This window comes from Sinosporangium album, assembly GCF_900100605.1.
Classification (GTDB): Bacteria; Actinomycetota; Actinomycetes; order Streptosporangiales; family Streptosporangiaceae; genus Sinosporangium; species Sinosporangium album.
In genome coordinates, this window is sequence record NZ_FNCN01000019.1 from 1 (window position 1) to 17971 (window position 17971).

At 70.0% G+C, this 17971-nt stretch carries 18 protein-coding genes, 1 pseudogene and 1 CRISPR repeat array; of the genes and pseudogenes, 8 read left to right on the forward strand and 11 right to left on the reverse strand.

Going from position 1 to position 17971, the window contains the following annotated elements:
* The first annotated feature begins 142 nt into the window (after window positions 1–142).
* Window positions 143–853 carry a sensor histidine kinase gene (locus BLQ73_RS19430; protein WP_245691216.1) on the forward strand — a complete coding sequence of 237 codons (711 nt, stop codon included), beginning with the start codon at window positions 143–145 and terminating at the stop codon, window positions 851–853.
* Between the two features lie 31 nt (window positions 854–884).
* Window positions 885–1213: a CRISPR direct-repeat array (repeat unit 24 nt; unit sequence CATCCCCGCGTGCGCGGGGAGCAC).
* A gap of 207 nt (window positions 1214–1420) precedes the next feature.
* Here BLQ73_RS19430 and folP read toward each other — a convergent pair.
* Together folP and BLQ73_RS19440 are read right to left on the reverse strand one after the other, a co-directional pair.
* A complete protein-coding gene (folP, locus tag BLQ73_RS19435; RefSeq protein WP_093171905.1) occupies window positions 1421–2260 on the reverse strand; it encodes a dihydropteroate synthase in 840 nt (279 codons plus the stop codon).
* A 297-nt stretch (window positions 2261–2557) separates the two neighbouring features.
* Window positions 2558–3427 carry a LysR family transcriptional regulator gene (locus tag BLQ73_RS19440; RefSeq protein ID WP_093171906.1) on the reverse strand — a complete coding sequence of 290 codons (870 nt, stop codon included), beginning with the start codon at window positions 3425–3427 and terminating at the stop codon, window positions 2558–2560.
* 995 nt (window positions 3428–4422) lie between these two features.
* Here BLQ73_RS19440 and BLQ73_RS19445 point away from each other — a divergent pair.
* The 4 genes from BLQ73_RS19445 (at window position 4423) to BLQ73_RS34150 (ending at window position 8794) form a co-directional block, all read left to right on the forward strand.
* The gene (locus BLQ73_RS19445; RefSeq protein WP_245691202.1) at window positions 4423–6219 is read left to right on the forward strand and encodes an LCP family protein; all 1797 of its coding nucleotides are present in this window, start codon (window positions 4423–4425) and stop codon (window positions 6217–6219) included.
* Between the two features lie 277 nt (window positions 6220–6496).
* Window positions 6497–7846, forward strand: coding sequence for a S8 family serine peptidase (locus tag BLQ73_RS19450; protein ID WP_093171908.1), 1350 nt, complete (start codon window positions 6497–6499; stop codon window positions 7844–7846).
* A 10-nt stretch (window positions 7847–7856) separates the two neighbouring features.
* Complete coding sequence (locus tag BLQ73_RS19455) at window positions 7857–8087, forward strand: hypothetical protein (protein ID WP_093171909.1); 231 nt, start codon at window positions 7857–7859, stop codon at window positions 8085–8087.
* 545 nt (window positions 8088–8632) lie between these two features.
* Entirely contained in the window at window positions 8633–8794 is a 162-nt protein-coding gene (locus BLQ73_RS34150; protein ID WP_245691203.1) for a hypothetical protein, read from the forward strand.
* Between the two features lie 44 nt (window positions 8795–8838).
* Here BLQ73_RS34150 and BLQ73_RS19465 read toward each other — a convergent pair whose 3' ends face one another.
* A complete protein-coding gene (locus BLQ73_RS19465) occupies window positions 8839–9597 on the reverse strand; it encodes an ABC transporter permease (protein WP_093171910.1) in 759 nt (252 codons plus the stop codon).
* A gap of 180 nt (window positions 9598–9777) precedes the next feature.
* Window positions 9778–10554: an ABC transporter ATP-binding protein gene (locus BLQ73_RS19470; RefSeq protein ID WP_093171911.1), complete on the reverse strand. Its 777-nt coding sequence runs from the start codon at window positions 10552–10554 to the stop codon at window positions 9778–9780.
* A gap of 77 nt (window positions 10555–10631) precedes the next feature.
* Between BLQ73_RS19470 and BLQ73_RS19475 the strand changes: the two are divergent.
* Window positions 10632–10766: pseudogene (locus BLQ73_RS19475) on the forward strand (TetR family transcriptional regulator); the annotation flags it as partial.
* 176 nt (window positions 10767–10942) lie between these two features.
* Here the strand turns inward: BLQ73_RS19475 and BLQ73_RS19480 are convergent.
* Entirely contained in the window at window positions 10943–11338 is a 396-nt protein-coding gene (locus BLQ73_RS19480) for a RidA family protein (protein WP_093171912.1), read from the reverse strand.
* 126 nt (window positions 11339–11464) lie between these two features.
* Between BLQ73_RS19480 and BLQ73_RS19485 the strand changes: the two genes are divergently transcribed.
* A complete protein-coding gene (locus BLQ73_RS19485) occupies window positions 11465–12448 on the forward strand; it encodes a helix-turn-helix transcriptional regulator (RefSeq protein ID WP_093171913.1) in 984 nt (327 codons plus the stop codon).
* A 102-nt stretch (window positions 12449–12550) separates the two neighbouring features.
* On the opposite strand, the gene BLQ73_RS19490 is transcribed toward BLQ73_RS19485, so the two are convergent.
* Complete coding sequence (locus BLQ73_RS19490; RefSeq protein ID WP_093171914.1) at window positions 12551–13741, reverse strand: RNA-guided endonuclease InsQ/TnpB family protein; 1191 nt, start codon at window positions 13739–13741, stop codon at window positions 12551–12553.
* A complete protein-coding gene (tnpA, locus tag BLQ73_RS19495) occupies window positions 13728–14150 on the reverse strand; it encodes an IS200/IS605 family transposase (RefSeq protein ID WP_143020337.1) in 423 nt (140 codons plus the stop codon). Before tnpA ends, BLQ73_RS19490 begins: the two co-directional genes overlap by 14 nt.
* A gap of 285 nt (window positions 14151–14435) precedes the next feature.
* On the opposite strand from tnpA, the gene BLQ73_RS19500 reads away from it, so the two are divergent.
* The gene (locus tag BLQ73_RS19500) at window positions 14436–15143 is read left to right on the forward strand and encodes a TetR/AcrR family transcriptional regulator (protein WP_093171916.1); all 708 of its coding nucleotides are present in this window, start codon (window positions 14436–14438) and stop codon (window positions 15141–15143) included.
* A gap of 99 nt (window positions 15144–15242) precedes the next feature.
* Here BLQ73_RS19500 and BLQ73_RS19505 read toward each other — a convergent pair whose 3' ends face one another.
* The 4 genes from BLQ73_RS19505 to BLQ73_RS19515 form a co-directional block, all read right to left on the reverse strand.
* A complete protein-coding gene (locus BLQ73_RS19505) occupies window positions 15243–15791 on the reverse strand; it encodes an NUDIX hydrolase (protein ID WP_093171917.1) in 549 nt (182 codons plus the stop codon).
* Entirely contained in the window at window positions 15788–16531 is a 744-nt protein-coding gene (locus BLQ73_RS19510; RefSeq protein WP_218125934.1) for a Rossmann-fold NAD(P)-binding domain-containing protein, read from the reverse strand. Before BLQ73_RS19510 ends, BLQ73_RS19505 begins: the two co-directional genes overlap by 4 nt.
* Window positions 16485–16994, reverse strand: coding sequence for a hypothetical protein (locus BLQ73_RS33485; protein WP_218125935.1), 510 nt, complete (start codon window positions 16992–16994; stop codon window positions 16485–16487). The genes BLQ73_RS19510 and BLQ73_RS33485 overlap by 47 nt, the downstream gene beginning before the upstream one ends.
* A 93-nt stretch (window positions 16995–17087) precedes the next feature.
* On the reverse strand, window positions 17088–17957 hold the full coding sequence (locus tag BLQ73_RS19515; RefSeq protein WP_093171919.1) for a helix-turn-helix domain-containing protein: 870 nt from the start codon (window positions 17955–17957) through the stop codon (window positions 17088–17090).
* Window positions 17958–17971: the final 14 nt, after the last annotated feature.

A 17971-nucleotide genomic window follows, 5' to 3' on the forward strand; every position in this document is an offset into this window, starting at 1 on the left:
GACGGTCGCGATCTGGCACAACCATCGCAGTGGTCAGCCCGTGACACGCTCCTTGATTGCCTATGACCACTGACCATTCGGAACTACTCATCTAGTCTCCGACGCCGCACACGAACTGCGCAGCCCCCTCGCCAGCATCCGGCTGCAACTCGAAGTCGCCCTCGGCCACCCCGACGGAACCGACTGGCGCGAAACCGCCGAAGGCGTCCTAGAGGACACCCTCCGGCTGTCCCGACTCGCCGAAGACCTGCTCTCCCTCGCCCGCCTCGACGAACGCGGCGGCACCCCCGCGCGGCGCGACCCCGTCGACATCGCCGACCTCCTGCGCCGCGCCGCCGCCCGGTACGGCGACGCCCGCGTCACCGTCACCGCCTCCCCGGCCGCCCCCACACCCGGCCCCACGACCGGCCCCCACGCGCCCGGCTCCCCCGCGTCTCGCGACCCCGCCCTCGCCGTCACCGGCGACGCCTCCGACCTCGACCGCGTCCTCACCAACCTCGTCGACAACGCCGTACGCCACGCCGCCTCCGCCGTACACCTGTCCGCCCGCCCCGACGGCCCCGACATCGTCGTCACCGTCACCGACGACGGCCCCGGCATCCCCCTCGCCGACCGCGAACGCGTCTTCGACCGCTTCACCCGCCTCGACACCGCCCGCAGCCGCGACAGCGGCGGAGCCGGCCTCGGCCTCGCCATCGTCCGCGAAACCGTCCTCGCCCACGGCGGCAGCGTCCACCTCGAAAACGCCGCCCCCGGCCTCCATGCCGTCGTCCGCCTCCCCAAACACCCCCGTACGGCTCCCGCCCCCACCCCGACCCACCACGCCGGCCCCGTGCCCGGGAAGCACCTCTGAGGGGCTTTGGGAAGAAGAGGACTTGGGGGACCATCCCCGCGTGCGCGGGGAACACGAGCGTCCGAACCCCGCTCACGTGTGGACCGCGGGACCATCCCCGCGTGCGCGGGGAGCACAACATCCCGCAGGACCCTCGCAAGATCTACCGCGGACCATCCCCGCGTGCGCGGGGAGCACTTCTTTCGATCTTGAGTTCGGGACATGGGATGGGGAGCATCCCCGCGTGCGCGGGGAGCACCCAACCGCGAGTACGCGGGGGCCGAGATCCGGCGGACCATCCCCGCGTGCGCGGGGAGCACGACGGCCGGATGCGGCTCACCACCCTGTTCGAGGGACCATCCCCGCGTGCGCGGGGAGCACCCTTAATGACCTGCTGGTTTATCGGCGTGGGCAGCCGTTTTTGAGCACTTCCTTGGAATCGGACAATTCGACCAGGGGGTGGTTCGAGCTCACCACGTTAGGGTGCCCGGACACTTTGCGATCCGCAAGCCTCCAAGGGGAGGACGCAGTGCGCGCGTCGGGCGGCGCCGGACGCGGCTGGGGAGAGGAGCCCGGGGGCCGGGGTGGTCAAGGGTGTCGGCGGAGGTGGGTGACGGTGGCCAGGGCTTGGCGGGCGGAGGCGGCGTCGTGGACGCGGAAGACGCGGGCGCCTTGCCAGGCGGAGATGGCGAGGGTTGCCATGGTGCCGGCGTGGCGTTGGTCCACGGGGAGGCCGCCGAGGGTTTCGCCGACGAAGTCCTTGTTGGAGACGGCGACGAGGACGGGCCAGCCGGTGGCGGTCATTTCGGTGAGGCGGCGGCTGACCTCAAGGGAGTGCCAGGTGTTCTTGCCGAAGTCGTGGGCCGGGTCGATCAGGATGGAGTCGCGGGCGACGCCGGCGCGGACGGCGCGTTCGGCGAGGTCGACGGTGAGGGAGATGACGTCGGCGACGATGTCGTCGTAGGCGATGCGGTGGGGGCGGGTGCGGGGCTCGACCCGGCCGGCGTGGGCGCACACGAGGCCCGTGCCGTACTCGGCGGCGACCTCGGCCAGGCGCGGGTCGACGCCGCCCCACGTGTCGTTCAGGAGGTCGGCGCCGGCCTTGGCCACGACTTCGCCGACTTCGGCCCGCCAGGTGTCCACGCTGATGATGAGGTCGGGGTGGCGGTCGCGCACCGCCTCGACCAGGCCGGCCACGCGCTGGATCTCCTCGGCTGGGCCGACGTCGTCACCGGGGCCCGCCTTGACCCCGCCGATGTCCACGATGTCGGCTCCGCCCGCCACAGCCTCGTCGACGGCGGCCAGCGCGGCGTCGAACCCGAAGGTGCGCCCCCGGTCGTAGAAGGAGTCGGGCGTGCGGTTGACCACCGCCATGATCGCGAACTGGCCGGGCCCGAACCGGCGGCCACGCAGACGCAGATTAGACATCGGAGCGAGCCTAATACCCATCGTGCCGCCACGCCTACGCCGATGGCCGCCTCGCGCGTCACTCCCCCGGCCCGGCCCGCGGGCGCGGCCCTATCTGGCCTGTCTGCGGCGCGTCGACCGGTACGGCTACCGCAGCGGCCCGCCGGCGAGTCTCGCCGAGACATGGGGCCGGGAAGGACGCCTCGGGGGCCGGCATGAGGCCGAGGCCGGGCGTCACAGCCGTACCCCGACTCGGCGCCTCGCCGTACCGCCGCTCGCCCGGCGGGCCACCCCGGTCCGGCCTCCCTGCCCCCGGGCTCAGGCGGCTGTGCCCTTCTCGGCTACGGCGAGGAATTCCTGGGCGATGGCGGAGAGGCGGCGGCGGGCATGGACGATGGCGACGACGCGGCGGATGGACGGGTCGAGGGCTCGGACGACGAGGCCGGCTCGGACGGCTTGTTCGGCCATGGCCCGGTACCAGAGGAGGGAGGCGATGCCGCTGCGGACGGCGGTGAGCCAGCCGCCGGTTTCGTCGGTTTCGAGGGTGCCGGCGGGGCTGACGCCGTACTTGGCGAAGAGGGCGTCGAATTCGCGGCGGCGGGCGGTGCCGGCGGCGGGGAGCAGGAGGTGCAGCCCGCTGAGGCTCCCGATGGGGACGGGGTCGGGGAGTTCGAGGCCGGGGGGCGAGATGAGGACGATCTCCTGGCGTTCGAGGGGGCGGGTGATGAGGTCGGCGGGGACCGGAAGGTCGGTGAGGCCGAGGTCGGCGCGCTGTTCGCGGATGGCGGTGACGACGGCTTCGCGGCCGTCGCAGCGGACGATGTGCACGCGGACGCCGGGGTGCTCGGCGGTGTAGGCGGGCAGGAGCCTGGCGGACAGGCCCGGTTCGAGGCTCGGGGTGGCGGCGATGCGCAGTTCCGCGTCGGGGGCGTGGCCGTGGGTCGCGAGGGATTCGATTTCGTGGATGGCGTTGAGCGCCTCGCGCGCGAGTTTCACCACCCGGCGGCCCTGCGGTGTGACGACGACGCCCCGCCCGGAGCGTGCGAAAAGCGTCATGCCGAGCTCCCGCTCAAGATCTCGGATCGCGCGTGAGAGAGCGGGTTGCGCGATGTACAGCGACCTTGCCGCGTCGGTCATGGTGCGGTGTTCCGCCGTCGCGACCACATAGCGGAGCTGCTGCAGATTCATGGCATCGAAGCTAGGACAACTCCACGTGATCGGTCTGGGACATCGCGGAGATCACCTTGGATGATTTCGGACTGTGACCGAACATGACTACATCCGTGACCAGTGGGAATGCAGTGCGCTTGTGTCCCGAATCCGAAGTCCTGGCCGGTCTCACGCCCGATGACCGGTCGGCCGTGTAAGTGGTCCCTTGTCCCGCCACCGACCCCTGAATGACGCGAAGGACGCGACAGTCGCCGGGAATCCAGGAATACTGCACTTTCGCACCGGCCACACGGCCTCTTGCTCGGGGAGCGGGAGAAAGCAGGTCCTGGGGATGCGACACTACGGTCGCACATCCAACGACATTGCCCCCGCTTTACCGTCCGTTTACGCCGCGTTGGCTATCTGTCTGTGATGCCCAACTATGGGGCGTAGAATCCTGGAAATTCCGTAGACCAACGGGGGCCAAGGGCATGTTTCGCCAGGTTGGCCATGACCTGGCGTGACCATGAGAGAGCGGAGTGACGATGGGCCAAGGGGGAAGCTCGGAGGAGCCCGCCGGCGAAGGGCGCAAGCGGCGCCCCCGACGACGATCCGCTTCTGGCGGCGGACGCACGACCCCCGGTGCGCAGGGGGCGCGCCCTCAAGGCCAGGGCACACCGGCACGTCCCGGCGGCACCGCCCCCGGGGAGCCCGGGCGACAGGGCCCAGGACAGCCGAATCGGCCCGGGCAGGGCTCCGGCGACCCGGTCGCGCGGCCCCACGGCGCGGGCGGCCCGGAGCAGGGCGGTCCCCGGGGAGCCTCAGGGCGCCCCTCCCCGGACCGGACGCAAGGACCCGGCGGTACGGCCGGCGGCCCCCGGAACACGGCAGGCGGGGCCGACGGTCGGCCGAGCGCGGGAGGCGCGCCGGAGGCGGGCTCTCGAATCCCGCAGAACTCCGCAGATGGCAGGCAGGGACCGGGCGACCGGAACGGGCCGGGACAGCGGCAGGGGCAGGGACAGGGCCGCGGAGCCGTGAACGGCCCCGGCCGCGAGCACGCGGGCCCCGACGCGGCGGGCGGGCCTGGCCGTACCGGCGGCTCGGCCGCCCCAGGAGACCGGAAGGGCCAGAGGGGTGCGGCGGACGGCGTGCCCCGGCCGGGGCACGCCACCAAGGGCGCCGGCGGGGCCGAGCGCCACGCCGTCCCCCCCGCGGGGAGCGGCTCGGCGTCCGGGGGCGGGCCTCAGGGCCGCCCGGACGCGGGAGCGCCGGGCTCGCCGAACCGCCCCCCCTCCCGCCCGGCGGCCCCCGCCGGCTCCTCCCGCCCGAAGGCGGGTTCGCCCCGCATCGCCAAGGGGGTGACGACGGCCTCGATCATCGGCTGGACCGGCCTGTCCGCACTGGTCCCCGGCGCGGCCCACCTGCGGGCCGGACGCCGGCGCCTGGGGTTCACACTCCTCGGCATCTTCGGCGCGGTCCTGGTGGCGACGGTCGTCTTCGGTGTCCAGGTGCTCAACGACACCGGAATCGTGGCCAGGGACAGCACCCTGATGATCGTGTCGATCACGCTGGGCGTGCTCGCGGTCACGTGGTTCGCCCTCGTGATCGTGTCCTACACCGCGCTCAGCCCTCGCAGGCTCACAAGAGGCGGTCAGATCATCTCCGGCGTCGCGGTGGGCATGCTGTGCGTGACCGTGATGGCGCCCTTCGCCCTGGCGGCCAACAGCCTCGTGACCGCCAGGAACACGATCAACGACATCTTCCAGCCCAATCAGGGCGCCGAAGCCCACCCGGTCAAAGCCGAGGACCCCTGGCGGGGACGCGACCGGGTGAACTTCCTGATGATCGGCGGCGACGCGGCCGGCAACCGGGAGGGCATACGCACCGACACCATGATGGTGGCCAGCGTCCACGTGAAGACCGGCAACACGGTGATGTTCAGCCTTCCGCGCAACCTGCAGTACGTGCGTTTCCCTCCAGGCACGCAGCTGGCCGCCAAGTTCCCGAACGGGTTCAACATCGGCGAAGGACTGCTCAACGAGGTGTGGTACCACATCGAGCTGGATCCGCAGATCACAGGCGCCAAAGGCCAGGGCCCCAAGGCCCTCAAAGAGGCCATCGGCCACACGCTCGGGATGAAGATCGACTACTACGCCCTGGTCAACATGTACGGCTTCGCCGCGCTCGTCGACGCCATCGGGGGTCTGAAGATCCGCGTCACACAGGACGTCCCCTGGGGCGGCACGTTCGGCACGGCGGGCACGATCAAGGTGGGCTACCGGACGCTGAACGGCGAGGAGACCCTCTGGTACGGCAGGTCCCGCGTCGGCACTGACGACTTCTCCCGCATGGAGCGCCAGCGCTGCGTCATCGGGGCGCTCGCCAAGCAGGCCACCCCGAGCGTGCTCCTGCAGAACTTCAACCGCATCGCCGGGGCCACCAAGAACATGGTCCGCACCGACATCCCCCGCGACCTGCTGGAGCACCTGGTTCCGCTCGGTATGAAGGTGAAGGACGCCAAGATAAGCAGCGTGCAGTTCAAGCCCCCGGCGATCCATCCAGGCAACCCTGACTGGCACAAGATCCGCACCATCACGGCGCGGGCGCTGCGCAACTCGCTGCGTTCCGAGCGCCCCGCCACGGCCGCCGCGTCACCGGGCGCGTCGTCCACGCCGTCGTCCACGCCGTCAGCGGGTGCTTCGGCTACGGCGACCGGGGCGGGAACCGGTACGGCCGCGGCCCGCCCGACGCCGCTCCAGACTCCCACGCCCAACCAGACCGCGAACGCGAACGGCCAGGCCGAGGCCCTCGAGAACGCGTGCGGCCTCTGACGGGCCGACGCCGCAGGTCGAGGTAGCCGCGCGGTCGCGGCAGCGGGGACATCCCCGGTGCCGCGACCGCCCGTCGACCTCCAGTCGTCTGCCCGTCGTCCGCCCGTCGACCTGCTTGAACGCCCCCGTGGTGATCAGAAATCCGGCTGGGATTCGTCGCCCTTTCTAGGTGAATAGCCTGGTCAGGAGGCATATCACCCGGTGGACATCGACGATCTCGATGACCGAACGTGGTCATGTCCGCTCCGCTGTCCCCCGATCACCACGGTGGTGCGCCATGCGAGTCATGATCCAACTCCGTCCCTCCTCCGACGTGGTCGCGGCCGTCGCCGACCCCGACCTCACCGCCACGGCGGCCGACGTCGCCGACAGGCTGCCTGGTGTCGTCCTCGACGACACCTACACCCCGGTCGCCGTCCCCCACCCCATCCCCGCACCGGGCGGCGACCCCCTGTCCCTGAGGCAGCCGCTCACCTACTCCCTCGCCCGCGAGGACGCCTCCGTCATGGTGCGCGGCGAGATCGCCGACGACGAGCTGTCGACCCGGCTGAACCTCCTTCCCCTGCTCCGCCGGGACGTCGTCGGCGTCTACGCCGACCCCGTCATCGAGACCAGCCTCGTCTGCGGCGGCGACCCCGCCGTCGGCGACTGGCACGACGTGGCCAGGCTGATGCGCGTCGAGGAGCTGCACGCCGCGGGGCTCGACGGGTCGGGTACGGCTCTCGCCGTACTCGACAGCGGCGTCAACGCCGCGCACGTGGCGCGGCAGCTCGGACGGGACGTGACACTCGACACGACCCGCAGTTGGAGCCCCTCGACGGTGGAGGGCGCCCCCGGCGAGTTCGACGTCGACCACGGCACGATGTGCGCGTTCGACGCGCTCATCACCGCGCCGAGAGCCTCAGTGATCGACATCCCGCTGCTGCTGTCGCGGGCGCGGGGCGGCACCGCGATCGGCGGAGTGCTGTCGGACGCGGTGGCCGCGTTCAGCCACCTGCGCGGCGTGCTCGACGCCCAGCCGGTCGAGACCCGCGCCCTGGTGGTCACGAACAGCTGGGGCTCGTTCTCCCCGCGGTGGGACTTTCCCGCTGGCCACCCGGGAAACTACTCCGACAACCCCTCTCATCCGTTCAACCTCATCGTGGCGAGCCTGGAGCAGGCGGGAGCCGACATCCTGTTCGCGGCGGGCAACTGCGGCGGCGACTGCGCCGACAGCAGGTGCGGCTTCGCCGACCGGCCGATCGTCGGGGCGAACTCCCATCCGCTCGTGCTGTCGGTCGGCGGAGTGGATGTCAGGGCCCGGCGCGTCGGCTATTCGTCGCAGGGGCCGGGCAGACTGTCGAACCGCAAACCCGACCTGTGTGCCTACACCCATTTCTCCGGGTCCCAGGCATATGCCCCCGCCCCGGATTCGGGTACCTCGGCCGCCTGCCCCGTCGCGGCGGGCCTGGTCGCGGCCATCCGCACCCGTTGGCCGGCGGCCCGCCTCTCCCCCGCCGAGCTCCGCACAGTGCTCCGCCGTACCGCCGACCACCCGAGCGGCGCCGGGTTCGACCATGATCTCGGCTACGGCATCGTGGACCCGGCGGGTGTCCTTGCCGCCCTCCGGCGGCGGGCGGGCGCGTAACGTTGCCCCTATGGTGCTTATCACCGTACGGCTCCCGCTTGAGGCGACCCTGCCCGGCGCGATGCACCACTACGGCCTGGCCAAAGACGAAGTCGACCTCAACTACGGGCTGGTGCCCATCGACCCCGTGCAGGGACTTTACGCACTACGTGTCACCGAGGACGCCTCTCACCGGCTCGGAATGGCGGTCGAGGGGCCTTACGCCGACCCCAAGATCGAGCCCTTCGGCCCTCCGCTCTAGACGCCCGAACCCACGCGGGCCCAGGTCCCGCAGGCGCGTTCTCCAATGAGATCCTTTCCCGCGGCAGGCCGCGCACGCCCGTCCTACGGGCGGTGCACGCCGGACGACCGGCTGTGTCACCCTGATAGGAACTGCCGACCGAACAAGTGCCGCCCGACCGAGTAGGGCAGGGGGACCTGACGTGGCCAGCGAACACCACAAGCCGCCGGGGCAACGCGCCTTCCTGCGGCGTCTTCTCGAAGAGAGTGCGGTGCGGCTCGGGGTGGCCGTCGTCGGCGACGTGGTGTTCGGCTGGCGTGACCGGACCATTGGATCGGCCGTCACATCCTCTGACGGCCGATTCTGGCTTCGCGCCACTGCTGAGCATCAGGACTGGGCGCAAGGCGAATCGTGGACAGGAAACCGCGACGCGGCAGAGATAGAGGGGGTGCCGAAGGTGGATCTTGGACTGGGAGTATTGGGGAACGGGTCCAGCCGGATATGGCGCCGCCTTGCTCTACTGTCACAGTCTCCTCGTACGTGAGACAGCCGAGAAGGTGCGCGACGTGTTCGCCGACGTGCTTGATACTCCCACCGGCTATGTCGCGCAGCTCAGCGCCGCCGCGCATATTCTCGGACGCGCCTATCGCGTCGATGACTATGCCGAGCTCCAATATCCTGTCCGAGAACATGCTCACCGGCTACTTGCCGAGGTGGAGAGGTCGTAGACCTCCCTCTAGCTGGAGAGGGATGCATTGGCGCAGCGGGTCTGTCAGGCGTTCAACCGCTGGAAGACGCGGGTGGCGATCGCCACGCAGGCCACGGTGAACACCGTCGTGATGGCCGCGCCGAGGGCGACGGCGGCGGTGAGGTAGTGGCCGGTGAGCAGGTCGCGCAGGGCGTCCACCATGTGGCGGAACGGCGTGGCCATGGACGCGGCGTTCAGCCAGGCGGGGGCCGACGACATGGGGAGCAGCGCCCCCGACAACAGCACGAGCGGCACGACGGCGGTGGTCATGACGGGGGCGAACAAGTTGTCGTCGAGCACCAGCGCCAGCGCGTTGGAGATCGCGGCGAGCCCGACGCCGGCGACGATCAGCAGGACGAACGCCAGCGCCATGCCGAGCAGCGGGGCCCGCAGGCCGAGCGCCGTGCCGGCGGCGAGCAGCAGTACGGCTTGGGCCGCCAGCGCGACCGAGGACCCGAGGGCCTGGCCGACCAGTAGCGAGACCCGGGGGGCGGGGCTGACCCGCAGCCGGTCGAGGACACCCGACCTGGCGTCGAACACGATGCCGAACCCGGCCATGCCGGCACTGAGCAGGCCGAGCTGCACGAGCAGACCGGGGACGAGCATCTCCCAGGAGCCGAGGCCCGACAGCAGCGGGCCGAACAGGACGAGGAAGAGCAAGGGCTGGACGGCCCCGAAGAGCAGGGCGATCTTCTGGCGTGCGGCGTTGCGGAGGTGACGGCGGAAGATCACCCAGGTGTCCTGCAGCACGCGGGTCCGCTCCGGCGTCGTCTGGGATGGCATGTCGTCGGGTCCTTTGTGTCGTGGGTGTGGTGTGGATGGCGGCCGGCCCCTGCGCCTGGGGGTGTCAAGACGCGGGGCCGAGGGACGGCGGGCGGACGGCGCGTCGGCGGTCGGGCCATGGAAGGGGGCACCGGGGGAACCGGCGCACGAGATCCGCGGGCCGGGGGTCGGCGCCGGGGGTCACACGAGGGCCTTCGGCTGCGGCTCCTCCTTGGGGGCCTTCCGCCCGGTCAGCCACCGGAACACCTCGTCCAGCGTGGCCGTCCCGCCGGGGACCCGGCTCTTGAGCTCGCCCGGTGAGCCGTCGGCCACCAGCGTGCCCCGGTCGACGATCAGCAGGCGGTCGCACAGGGCGTCGGCCTCGTCGAGGTAGTGGGTCGACAGCACGACGGTGACCCCGTGGTCCTCGCGCAGCTCGCGCACCAGGTGCCACAGCTCGGCCCGGGTGCCCGGGTCGAGGCCGAGGCTGGGCTCGTCGAGGAACAGCGCGGACGGCCGGTGGAGCAGTCCGAAGGCGAGGTCGAAGCGGCGGCGCTGGCCGCCGGAGAGGGTCTCGCCCGCGCGGGGGGCGAGGTCGGCGATCCCAAGGAGCTCCATCACCTCGCCGGCGCGGAGGAGGGCCTCGCGGCGGCTCATGCCGTACAGCATGGCCTGGTCGGCGAGTTCCTCTCCGAGGGGCCGGCCGTAGCCGGTGGCACCGCTCTGGGCGACGTAGCCGATGCGCCGGCGCACTCCGACCGGGTCGGCCAGCAGGTCGTGCCCGGCGACGACCGCCGTGCCCGAAGTGGGGGGCAGCAGGGTGGTCAGCATGCGCATCGCGGTGGTCTTTCCCGCGCCGTTGGGCCCGAGCAGGCCGATGATCTCGCCGGGGTCGACGGCGAAGGTGAGGTCGCGCACCGCGTCGACGGCCGCGCCGGCTTTGCCGTACGTCTTGCCGAGTCGGGAAACCTTGATCACCCGAGCACCTCCAATAGTTAGAGTGGCACTAATTTTGCAGCGACTCTAACTATTGGGCAACCCCATAGACTGAATTCATGAGTGAAGGCTTGCGCGAGCGGAAGAAGCGGGAGACCCGCCGCTATATCGCCGACATGGCGATGGGGCTGTTCATGGAGCGCGGGTTCGACAACGTGACCGTCGCGGAGGTGGCACGGGCCGCGGACGCCTCGGCGCTGGCGCACATCAAGCAGAGGCTGACGTTCGCGCGCTACAGCCGCTCCAAGATCGCGCTGATGTCGAAGCCGTAGACCCCGGTTGTCATGATTGTGAGCATCGGATGTTCCTCCATCTGCCTGCTGCTCGTGCCGGCTAGGCCGGCACGAGCAGCAGGAGTGGCAAGGTCGCGTTACGCGACGGCGGTCCCTTCGAGTTCGACCATCTGGCCGGGGATCGCCAGTCGCGTCACCCCGAGCATCGTGGTCGTCGGCGCGACACCGGCGGCTCCGAGCCGTCCGGCGAGCACGCCGTAGTGCGGGAACAGCGCATCCACGTCGGTGGTGTACACATTGAGACGGACGAGGTTCGCCAGGGACATGCCGGCCTCGGTGAGCACGGCTTCGAGGTTGTCCGCGGCCAACGCAAGCTGGGCTGCGATGTCCCCGTCGTGCTCGGGTCTACCGTCCTTGCTCATCGCGGTCTGTCCCGATATGTAGAGGGTCCGGGTCTCCCCGGAGACAACCTCACCCTGGTTAAACCCCATATCCAGCGACCACGTCACCGGGTTGACTACTGTTCGTTCCATTGCCACTCCAATCGTTGCGACTGCGTGCGCCCGGCAGCTCGATAGCCGCTGTCCTCGACGCCCACAAAACCAGCTTTCCAATGAATCACGACACCTTGTGTCATGTTTTTTGATCAGAATGAAACTATGCGCGCCGATCGGTTGGTCTCGCTGGTGCTGCTGCTGCGCCAGCGAGGTCGGATGACTGCGGACGAGCTCGCCAGCGAGCTAGAGGTGTCCGCGCGCACGGTGCTGCGCGACATCGAGGCGCTGTCCACGGCCGGCGTCCCGGTCTATGCCGAGCGCGGACGGCACGGCGGTTTCTCCCTGCTACCGGGGTTCCGAACCGAGTTGACCGGGCTGAACCATGACGAAGCTCTCGCGCTGCTCACCGCCGGGTCGGGTCGTGGCGAGAAGGTCTTCGGCCTCAGCACCGCGCTTGCTTCCGCGATGCGCAAGGTGGTCGACGCGCTGCCCGAAGGGCACCGTGCCAGCCTGGACGATGCCGCCAAACGGTTCCTGGTCGAGCCAGAGACCGACCTACTCTCACGCCGGCTGGTCACCGAGGACGTGGCAAGCGGGGTCATGGGCGTGGTCCGCCATGCCGTGCTGACCGGGCACAAGCTGCGCTTCCACTACGCCGCACCGGACAAAGAGCCCCGTTGGCACACCGTTGACCCGATCGGGCTGGTCACCGTCCGCGACCGTACCTACCTGCTGGCCGCCAAGTCGGGAGAGGATCGCACCTACCGGCTGACGCGCATGTTGACTGCCGAAGAGCTTCCGGAGCTCGCCGATCGTCCTGCTCAGGTTGACCTTGACCGAATCTGGGCCGAACGCAGCGCCCAGTTCTTGTCTGAGAACCACATCCCTGTACTGGTCAGGGTCAAGCCCGCGCGACGGGAGGAACTGCTGAGCACCGCGCGCGCTGTCCGCGCCGAGGAACCAGAGGCAGATGGTTGGGTGCGTCTCGACGTGACTTTCGAGGACCTCCGACACGCCGTGTGGGCAATCTGGCAACTAGACATGGCCGCTGAAGTGCTCGCCCCTGAGTCGCTGCGTGCAGCCCTACGCGACCGTGCAGAAGCTCTTGCTGCCACCTACGGAACGCGGCAACCACGAGCAGAGTAGGTAGGCCGCCAGCCGCCCTACGCCAGCCCGATCACGCCGGTGCTCTCCCGATGAGCCTCGCACGCGGTGACTCCTCCGCCCCCTAAAGGAGGCGGCTTCTCGCTAAGCCGCTTCCGCCGCCTCGCGAAGGGCAAGCCCTGCCCTGAGAATGTTGATCGCCGCGTTGACGTCGGCGTGCGCGGTATGCCCGCACGCCGAACACGCGAACTCAGCCTGGGTGGTGCGGTTCTCCTTCGCGCAGTGCCCGCAGCGGGCACAGGTGCGGGAGGTGTTGCGGGGATCGACTGCGATCAGCTCTCGACCGGCGCTTTCAGCCTTGTGCGACAGGATCGTCAGGAACACCCCCCAACCCGCGTCCAGAATGCTCCGGTTGAGTCCGGCTTTCCGGGCGACGTTGCAGCCCGGCCGCTCGATCGTGCCGGACGCCGAGCGGGTCATGTTCGCGATCCGCAGGTCCTCGTGCACGATCAGGTCGTAGGCGCCGACCAGGGCCAGCGCGGCCTTGTGCGCGCCGTCCAAGCGTTGCCGCCGCACCTTGGCGTGCAGCGCCGCGACCCGGGCGACGGCCTTGCGTCGGCGTTTGGATCCGCGTTTCTTGCGGGAGAGGTCTCGCTGCGCGACGGCGAGACGGTCAGCGGACGCCGCCAGGTGGCGCGGGTTGTCGAGGTGCTCGCCGTCGGAGGTGGTGACCAGCGAGGCGACGCCCATATCGATGCCCGCGACCGCAGCTGCGGCGGGCAGGGTCCGGGCGGGCACGTCGTCGCACGACAGGACGACGTACCAGCGGGAGCCTTCCCGTTTGACGCTGATCGTCTTCACCGTGCCCAGGACGCGGCGGTGCTGGTGGACGCGCACATGTCCGATGCCCTGGAGCCGGACGAACGTCACGGTGGGGTGTCCGGGCTGGGAGTCCCACCGGCAGCCGTCGCCGTCCTTGGGCCACTCCGCGGTGTCGAACCAGCCCTTGCCCTTGAAACGGGGGAAGCCGGGCGTGCGGCCCTGCTTGACCCGGTCGAAGAAGGCGCGGAACGCCTTGTCCAGGCGGCGCAGCGTGGCCTGCTGGGAGGAGAACGACCAGCGGGCCTGCCCGCCGGGGTCGTCGGCGCGGATGTGCTTCAACTCGCCCGACTGGTCGCCGTAGCGGATCGTCACGCACGCCTTGCGGTAGGCGGTGCGGCGGTGCTCGAGGGCGGCGTTGTAGAGCTGCCGGTGGTCTTCCAGGCACGCCGCGAGCGCGATCTCCTGATGCCGGGTGGGGCGCATCAGGAACTTGAACGACCTACGCACGGCCATCCCCCTTGGGGGTGCGCTCGTACTGCGTTTCGATGTAGCGCTGCACCGTCTCGGCGGACACGGCACCGACGGTGGCCACGAAGTAGGACCGTGACCACAGCGTGGGCAACTGGGAACGCAGGTGCGGGAATTCGGCGCGCAGGTGGTGGGAGGTGAATCCCTTGAACTGGTTGGCCACGTACGACGGCGAGTTCTTCGGGTGCGGCTTGACGAACAGGTGCACGTGGTCGGGCATCACCTCAAGCGCCACGATCTGCCGGCCGTGCTCGTCGGCCTTGGCACGGATCAACTCCTCCAGGCGGGTCTTCACCCGCCCGCCGAGGACCGGGCGGCGGTACTTCGGGCACCACACGACGTGGTATCCGAGGTCATACGCCGCACCGGGGGAGGTGCGCACCTGACGAGTCACACGATCGTTATAACAGCACCATCCATCTAATGCGCTATGAACGGAGATCTCTGATGCGCAGACCGGACGGGTCAGGGCACGCCCGGGCCTTGGCGGCCCTCCCACTCCCGATTCCCCCGTCGCCTAAAGGCGACGGTCCCCTCGGGAGAAACTGATGGGCGAGACCGAGATGATCGCCGATCGGGTCGTCCCGATGGACCAGAGCCGAGTGATCGGCGAGGCGACGTGAAGGACCCCTAATTTTGCAGCCACTCTAATTATTGTGCAACCCCATAGACTGACCCCATGGGCGAAGGGTTGCGTGAGCGGAAGAAGCGGGAGACCCGCCGCTACATCGCCGACATGGCGATGGGGCTGTTCATGGAGCGCGGGTTCGACAACGTGACCGTCGCGGAGGTGGCACGGGCCGCGGACGTGTCGGTGAACACGGTGTTCAACTACTTCCCCACCAAAGAGGACCTGTTCGCCGACCGGCAGGACGAGGTGGTGGGGCACCTGGCGGGGGTGGTGCGGGGGCGGCCCCAGGGCGAGAGTGTCGTGGCGGCGGTCCGGCGCGACTTCCTCGACGCGCTCGACACGGGCGACTGGCGCTACGGCCTGCACGAGGGCGCGACGGAGTTCAGCGACGTGGTCGAGGCCAGCCCCGCGCTCCAGGCGCGCTTTCGCCTGCTGCACGATCTGCGCGAGAACGCTCTGCTCGCCGCGCTGCGGGAGGAGGGCGGCCGCGACGACCCGCGCGACCGCGTCCTGGCGTCGCAGCTCGTCGCCGGCACCCGGGCGCTGTCGGCGTGGGGGGTCTCCCTGCTCCGCGCGGGCGAGCCCCTCGCCGCCGCGGCCATGCGCCTGCGCGCCGAGGCAGCCCGCTTCTTCGCCACGCTGGAGCCGTACGGCACCGCCCCGAAGACCCGCAGGGGAGCGCCTCCGGCGCCCAGTGCACTCCCCGGAAACCCTGACGACGGCCGCGCCTCGGGGAACGGCCCGGAAACGAGCTGAGGGGCGGCCGTGTGGCGACCGCCCCTCAGAATTCCGCGCGCGGGCGTGCGCGCAGGCCGTACTGGGGTGCTCACTACCACGTGTGGCGAGGCGAGCCGATCAGAGAGCGGGGAGCTTGGCCGCCAGCTTCGGGGTGGGGGCGTCGGTGAAGGTCCGCCAGGCGTAGCCCTCGACCTCTTCGGCCTGGAGCACCACCTTGGGCCCGGTCACCCGGAACACCCATCGGATGTCGGCATGCCAATGTTCCGGCTCATCCTTGGCCGGGTTGGCGGGGATGAGGTGGACGTCGATGTCGACGGGGGTGACATCCTGCCCCGGCGAGTTGACCGCACCGTCCCAGGAGATGCCGGTCTCCTCCTCCAGCTCCCGCAGCGCGGCGAGCATCAGCCCGTTATCGTCGGACTCCAGGTGGCCGCCGGGCAGGAGCCACCGGCCGAGGGCCTTGTGGTGGATGAGCAGCAGCCGGTCGGTGTCGTCGATGACGACGGCCCCGGCCGTGACGTGGCCTCCGTCGAAGGTCTTGCGAGAGGTGAGATCGGTTCCGCGTTCAAGCGCTCGGGTGAGGGGCGCCAGGTGCTCGGCCTCGCCGGGGTAGCGGTCGAGGTAGCGGGCGACGGTGGCGCGGATCTCGTCGGTGGTGATGCTCAAGAAGTGGCTCCATCGAAGTAACGCAGCCAGGTGGCCGCGATGAACGAACGGGTGGTCGCGTCGAGCTCGTGCAGGCCCGGCTCGTGGCCGGCGGATGCCAGAGTTGCCAGGGCGGCCAGGATCTCGGCCTGGACGAGGAAGATGAAAGCACCCACGCACGCGCCGTGCAGGAAATTGACCGCGTTCCCGTCGGCGAGCACGTAGAAGTAGTGCCCGGTCCGGGCATACCGCGTGATGTGCTCCCCTGCCGGGGTCCGCCCGTACAGACCACCGAGGGCGTCAAGCTCCAGCTCGTCGTCGGAACTGGTCACCGACGCGATGTACGCGCCGTTGGCGACGGCCGCGAAGTCATCCTCCTTGAGCGCCAGGTTGCCCGTGGCGCACACGATCAGCCCTGCCCCGGCAAGCGCGCGGGCAAGGGTGGGGGCTGTCCGGTGGCCCTGGCTGAGCGCCTGGGTGCGCTGGACGGGGTCGGAGTCGTAGACGGTGACCGCGACGTGCTTGGCGTGCAGCATCGCCGCGACCGACCGGCCGAGCTTCCCATACCCGATGACCGTTGCGGGGCGGCCCTGCAAGATGTCCCCACGGGAGCGGATCAGGGCCTCCGCGGAGAAGGTGACCGACTGGCCCACCAGGTAGTCCTCAGGGTCCTTCAGCGGAGACCGGGCGACGCTGAAGACAGGGCACGGCAGCTTATCCAAGGCCGCGTACCGCTGATGGCCGTTCTCGGTGTCTTCCACCACCCCCACGATCCGCCCCGAGAAATGCGCGCACATGTGCTTCAACGTGGGCGCGAAGTACCCTCCCACATCCAGCAGCACCCACATCGCGCCCGGCCGCCCGCGCTTCCAACACCGCGAGGACGTGGCCGGGGTCGGTAAACGCGGCCCGGTCCAACTCCTCCACCGGCATCAGCCCGGTGATCTCCCGCAGCGCCCGGGCGTCGATTGACTTCGGTTTCGGCAGCACCGCCGCCACCCCGACCGCTCTGCCGACCGCCCGCAGAAACGCTGGGCGCTCCGGCAACAAGTGGGTGATGACCAACGCCATCGTGTCGCCCGAGGCGGAGAACCGGCTGGTGACCTTCTTGAAGAAGGCGTCCACCCGGGAGACCTCGAAGTCCTCCATCACAACCACGACGGCCCGGGGCGGGTCGATGCTGGTTTCGGTGTCGACCTCACGGGGCCGGTCGCACGCTGGCATTGGTGGCCTCCTTGCCTGAGCGGTCTGGTCCGTTGCTCAGAACGCTAGGTGCCGCTCGCCTGCAGCGCCTAGGAGGTTGCCAAGGTTTGCCATCTATTCGCGCTCCAGCGCCTCCAGCGCGCTCCGGATGAGCGCCCGCGCTTTGTCACCGTGGACGGCCAAGCCGGACAACACGGTGAAGGACTTCCGGTAGAGGGCGATCTCTCTGGGCTGGGTGATGTTCAAGACGCCTGACACCAGCTCAACTGCTACAAGCTCGTCGTCGAACATCACGAACGACTCCTCGGGCCAGACCTTCAAGCGCGGCGCGTCGGTAGGGATGATTCCCAAGGAGACGGCCGGAAGCGACATCACGGTGAGGAGATGCTGGAGCTGCACGGCGTGCGTGGCGGCGTCGCACGTGCGATACCGCAGGACGGCCTCCTCGATGACGAACAGGAAGCGGCAGCGCCCCGACCATAGGACCTTCTGCCGCTCCATGCGCTCGGCGACCGCCTCGGCGACGTCGTTGACTGTGAGGCGGAGCGTGCGGCGCACCGCGTCGAGCTGCGCCGTCGTCGTCCCCGGCGTCTGGAGCAGGCCGGGGACGATCTTTGTCTGGTAGCTGCGGACCATGATGGCCCGCTCGTACACGGGCCGGACGGCTGTCTGCGCCTGCTTTAGGCCCGAGCGGTGGAGGCGGTTGTAGCTGACCCACATGCCGGCTACGGCGTTGCGCTCGGCCAGCAGTTCCTCTGTCCGTTCGGCCGGCACTTGGCAGACACGGCACCAAGTGCGCAGGTCTTCGGCGGAGATGGGCCGCTTACCATTCTCGACCCTGGAGACCTTCGCAACGCCGGGCCATCCGGCCAGCCGGGCCAGCTCCGTTCCGTTGAGCCCAGCGGCCTTGCGGATCTCACGGAGCTGGTCGGCCAGATGCTGGCGCGCCTCCTGGGCGCCGGACGATGCGGAGGTCGGGGGCATGGTGTCCTGATGCG